At 67.3% G+C, this 5,095-nt stretch carries 3 protein-coding genes and 1 pseudogene; 3 read left to right on the plus strand and 1 reads right to left on the minus strand.

The features are described 5' to 3' along the window. Together Q1V87_RS11590 and Q1V87_RS11595 are read left to right on the plus strand one after the other, a co-directional pair. Positions 1-332, plus strand: a pseudogene (locus Q1V87_RS11590) (short chain dehydrogenase); the annotation flags it as partial. A gap of 254 nt (positions 333-586) precedes the next feature. Continuing rightward, on the plus strand, positions 587-2,176 hold the full coding sequence (locus Q1V87_RS11595) for an MFS transporter (protein WP_300592901.1): 1,590 nt from the start codon (positions 587-589) through the stop codon (positions 2,174-2,176). A 271-nt stretch (positions 2,177-2,447) separates the two neighbouring features. On the opposite strand, the gene Q1V87_RS11600 is transcribed toward Q1V87_RS11595, so the two are convergent. After that, entirely contained in the window at positions 2,448-4,811 is a 2,364-nt protein-coding gene (locus tag Q1V87_RS11600) for an excinuclease ABC subunit UvrA (RefSeq protein WP_300592904.1), read from the minus strand. Here Q1V87_RS11600 and Q1V87_RS11605 point away from each other — a divergent pair. Then, positions 4,810-5,095: hypothetical protein (locus Q1V87_RS11605; RefSeq protein ID WP_300592907.1), on the plus strand; the 286-nt coding region annotated here is incomplete at its 3' end. The genes Q1V87_RS11600 and Q1V87_RS11605 overlap by 2 nt on opposite strands.

A 5,095-nucleotide genomic window follows, 5' to 3' on the forward strand; every position in this document is an offset into this window, starting at 1 on the left:
CGATCTCGCACCCGGGCGTCGCCCCGACGAGTCTGCTGGCAGCTCGTCCTGAGATCGGCAGGGCGGAAGACACGCGCGACATCCGGCTCGTGCGACGGATGTCGCGGCTGGGCCTTGCCGGCACGCCGGAGTCTGCCGCGCTGCCGGCGCTCATGGCTGCGACGACCGGCGAGGGCGGTGAGTTCTTTGGGCCGCAGGGCCTCGGGCAGGTCGGCGGCCGGCCCGGGCAGCAGACGCTCTGGAAGCCCCTGCGCAGCGAGACGGATGCCGCGCGCCTCTGGGATGCGTCCGAAGAGCTCACGCGCGTGAGGTTTGCAACCGCGGCGGCGTGACGCCGGCTGTCGGTACGGCGTTTCGCCTCGCTTCGCTCGCTCAACGCCCGAGGTGGCGGGTTCGCTTGCCGCAAACTGTGCGGACGCGGCCGTGGGCGCGGCGTGTTGCGGCAAAGGAACTGTGGGCCGCGGATGCCGGGCGGTTTCGTTTGCCGCAAAGTGTACGACGGGGGCGGTGGGTGCGGCGTGTTGCGGCAATCGAACTGCGGTGATGGATGCCGGTGCCGGTGACCGCGCATCGCTAGTGTTATCGCGTGACCGACGCTGCAGCATCCGTGCCCGCCGCCCCCGCCGCACCGGCCCGCCCGAAGCTCGTGCTGACGGCGCTGATTCTCGGCGCGCTGGTGTGCAACATCAACCTCGCAGCGGCGAACATCGCGCTCCCCGATATCGGTGACGCGTTCGGGGCCGGGCAGACGGCGCTGAATCTCGTCGCCGTCGGCTGCTCGCTGGGCCTCGCGATGTCGGTGCTCTATCTCGGCGCCGTCGCCGACCGCTATGGGCGTAAGCAGCTGCTGGTCATCGGCCTCGGGCTGACGGTCATCATCAGCTTCTTCGCGGCCTTCGCGGCATCCATCGAGATGCTCGTCGTCGCGCGCATCTTCACCGGTATCGCCGCGGGCATGGCCTACCCAGTGACCCTCTCGCTCATCACGGCGCTGTGGGGACCTGGTAAGCAGCGAACCCTCGCGATCGCCCTTTGGTCGGCGGTCAGTGCCACCTCAACCGTGATCGGATCGGTGCTTGCCGGCATCCTGCTGCTGTGGTTCTGGTGGGGAGCGGCGTTCTTGCTCGCGGTGCCGTTCGCGATCGCAGGCTTCATCCTCGTGTGGTTGTTCGTCCCATCGCACGTCGCCGAGAACCACGACAAGGTTGACCACCTCGGTGGCGTGATTTCGGTGTTCATGATCGGGTCGATCGTCCTCGGCCTGTCGACCGTTTTTGTGCCGACCACGCGCACGTTCGGCGTCATCCTGCTGATCTCGGCGGTGGTGTTGATCGCCCTGTTCGCGTGGCGCCAGCTGACCGCAACGAGCCCGCTCTATGACCTGAAGGTCGCCCGACGCCGAATGTTCTGGGCACCCGCAACAGGCGGTTTGATCGTGTTCGGCTCGCTCATGGGCGCGATGTTCGTGGGCCAGCAGTTCCAGCAGAACATCCTCGGATACTCAACCCTCGAGGCATCCCTCTCGATCGTTCCCGCCGGTATCGGCCTGCTGCTGGTTGCCCCGCAGTCGGCCAAGCTCGTCATCACCCGTGGGTCGCGCTTCACGATGATGCTCGGATACCTGTTTGTGCTGCTCGGCTTCATCATGGCGCTGTTCTGGAACGAGACGACACCGTTCTGGTACGTCTCGCTCGGCTACATGGTGATCGGTATCGGGGCCGGGTTCGCGATGACACCGGCATCCCGCGCCATCACCGAATCGACTCCGGTCCGCCGCGTCGGGATGGCATCTGCCACCGCCGACCTGCAGCGCGACCTCGGCGGATCCGTGATGCAGGGTGTGCTCGGCGCCATCCTCGCCGCCGGCTTCGCTCACGCGTTCGGCAAGCTCATTTCTGAGTCGTCCGAAGCCTCGAGCATCAGCGATCAGGTCACCGCGGCGCTGCAGGCCTCGTACGCGTCGGCGCTGCACGTGGCCGACCAGTACCCGCAATACAAGGACCAGATCATCCAGGCCGCGCAGCAGTCGCTCGAGACCGGCGCGATCGCCGCCTACGCCGTCGGAGCCGTCGCCATCGCGATCGGCGCCGCGGTCGTGTGGATCTTCCTGCCCAAGAAGTCCAAGGAACTCGAACTCGTCGCGTCCTACGAGAAGGCTGACGCCGACAAGGCCTGAGTGTCGTGGGGACGCGAACTCCGCAGTTTCGCGCGTACCTCGTAGTACCGGTGGCACAACCTGCGAACTTCGCGCCATTCTGCGAACGTGGGTCGTGCCGGGGTCGGCACGCGACACACCCTGCCGCGGACGAGACACCGCGCGCGGGCCGAGACACCGCTCCTCGCGCAGTGCGTCACCGGGCGCACGGTGTCTCGCGCAGCGCGGGGTGTCTCGCGGCGCACCGAGTGCGCTACGTGGGCACGGATGCTGCGCGGCGCTCGCGTGTACGTCAGGCGCCGACGTACTCGGCGAGGTGCTGGCCTGTCAGCGTCGGGCGGGCCTTCACGAGATCGGCGGGGGTGCCTTCGAACACGACTCGGCCGCCGTCGTGGCCCGCGCCCGGGCCGAGGTCGATGATCCAGTCGGCGTGAGCCATCACCGCCTGGTGGTGTTCGATCACGATGACCGACACACCCGAATCAACGAGCCGGTCGAGCAGGGCGAGCAGGTTCTCGACATCCGCGAGGTGCAGGCCCGTCGTGGGCTCGTCCAGCACGTAGACACTGCCCTTCTCGCCCATCTGCACGGCAAGCTTCAGCCGTTGCCGCTCACCGCCTGAGAGCGTCGGCAGGGGCTGGCCGATCCGGATGTAGCCGAGTCCGACATCCACCATTCGCCCGAGGACCGCCGCAGCCGCCGGTACCTTTGCCTCACCCGAACCGAAGAACTCGAGAGCCTCGGATGCCGACATGTCGAGCACCTCGACGATGGTTCGGCCTCCGAGACGGTACTCCAGCACGGTCTCGGCGAACCCCTTGCCATCGCAGACATCGCACGGCGATTCGACCTGCTCCATCGGGCCGAGTTGCGTCACGATCACTCCCGACCCGCCGCAGACCGCGCACGCGCCCTCGGAGTTGGCGCTGAAGAGCGCCGGCTTGACCCCGTTCGCCTTCGCGAAGGCCTTGCGGATCGGGTCCAGCATCCCCGTGTACGTGCCGGGGCTCGACCGGCGCGACCCCTTGATCGCGCTCTGATCGATCGCGACGACACCCTCGAGACCCGCGACGGATCCGTGGATGAGTGAGCTCTTGCCTGACCCGGCGACTCCGGTCACGGCGACGAGCACCCCCAGCGGGATGTCGACATCCACGTCCTGCAGGTTGTGGGAGCTCGCTCCGCGGACCTCGATCGCGCCCGCCGGCTTCCGAACGGACGCCTTGAGCCGCGCCCGGTCATCCAGATGCCGGCCGGTCAGCGTGCCCGACGCTCGCAGATCCTCGACCGTGCCCTCGAACATGATCTCGCCACCACCGGAGCCCGCACCGGGGCCGAGATCCACGACGTGATCGGCAATCGCGATGGTCTCGGGTTTGTGTTCGACCACGAGCACCGTGTTGCCCTTATCGCGCAACTGCTCGAGCAGCCGATTCATGCGTTGGATGTCGTGCGGATGCAGCCCCACGGTCGGCTCGTCGAACACGTAGGTCACATCGGTCAGTGCCGAACCCAGGTGCCGAATCATCTTCGTGCGCTGCGCCTCGCCGCCCGAGAGCGTGCCCGATGCGCGATCGAGCGACAGGTAGCCCAGGCCGATGTCGACGAACGAGTCGAACAGAGCGCCGAGGCTGCGCAGCAGGGGAGTGGCGCTCGGTTCGTCGAGGCTCTTCACCCATGCGGCGAGATCCGAGATCTGCATGGCGCAGGCATCCGCAATGCTCTTGCCGGCGATCTTCGACGACCTCGCCCCCTCATTGAGCCGGGTACCGCCGCAGTCCGGGCACGGCTGGAACGCGACCGCCCGCTCGACGAACGCGCGGATGTGCGGTTGCATCGCCTCGACATCCTTTGAGAGGAACGACTTCTGGATCTTCGGGACCAGCCCCTCGTAGGTCATGTTGATGTTCTCGAGCTTCACCTTGCGGGGCTCGGCGTAGAGGAAGTCGTGCCGCTGCTGCTCGGTGAAGTCGTGGATGGGGACGTCCATCGGCACGACCGCGCCGAAGATCTTCACGTACCAACCGTCAGCGGTGTAGCCGGGTACGGTGAGCGCGCCGCCCGCGAGGGACTTCGCCTCATCGAACAGCTGCGCGAGGTCAATGTCGTTGATCTGCCCCATGCCTTCGCACCGCGGACACATGCCGCCCGTGACCGTGAAGCTGCGCCGCTCGACCTTCTTGCCGTCGGCAGTCTGCGTCGTCACCGCGCCTTTGCCGCTGACCGACGCGACGTTGAACGAGAACGCCTGCGGACCGCCCACGTGCGGCTGGCCGATCCGGCTGAAGAGGATCCGCAGCAGGGCATTGGCATCCGTCGCCGTCCCGACGGTGGAGCGCACGTTCGCCCCCATCCGCTCCTGATCGACGATGATCGCGGGCGTCAGCCCCTCGAGCACATCGACATCGGGTCGGGGCGGCGTGTTCATGAACGCCTGGATGAAGGTCGAATACGTCTCGTTGATCATCCGCGACGACTCAGCCGCGATCGTGCCGAACACGAGCGAGCTCTTCCCCGATCCGCTCACGCCCGTGAAGACCGTGAGCCGCCTCTTGGGCAGCTCGACATCCACGTTCTTGAGGTTGTTCTCGCGCGCACCCTGCACCCGGATCAGATCGTGGGCGTCAGCGGCGTGCGGCGTCGATGCGGCAGACATGAGCACACGTTATCCGGATGCCGCGGCATCCGTCTTCTCGATTCGTGACGGCATCCACCCCGGCCGCCCGGCCTGGCTCGCGCAGCAGCCGCCCCGCGCCAACTCCGCAGTTTCGCGCGAACCTCGCAGCCGCAGCGGCGCAAGAGTGCGGAGTACGTCGTATGTTGCGAAGTTCGTCGCGGCCGCGGAGTCGAATCTCGCCCTGGCCACGCGGGTGAAGCTCCCCATGTTGACGGATGCAGCGGCGTCCGCAGGGTTTCGGAGGCCGAGGCATCCGGCCTGGT

It is taken from the genome of Microbacterium sp., assembly GCF_030149085.1.
GTDB lineage: Bacteria > Actinomycetota > Actinomycetes > Actinomycetales > Microbacteriaceae > Microbacterium.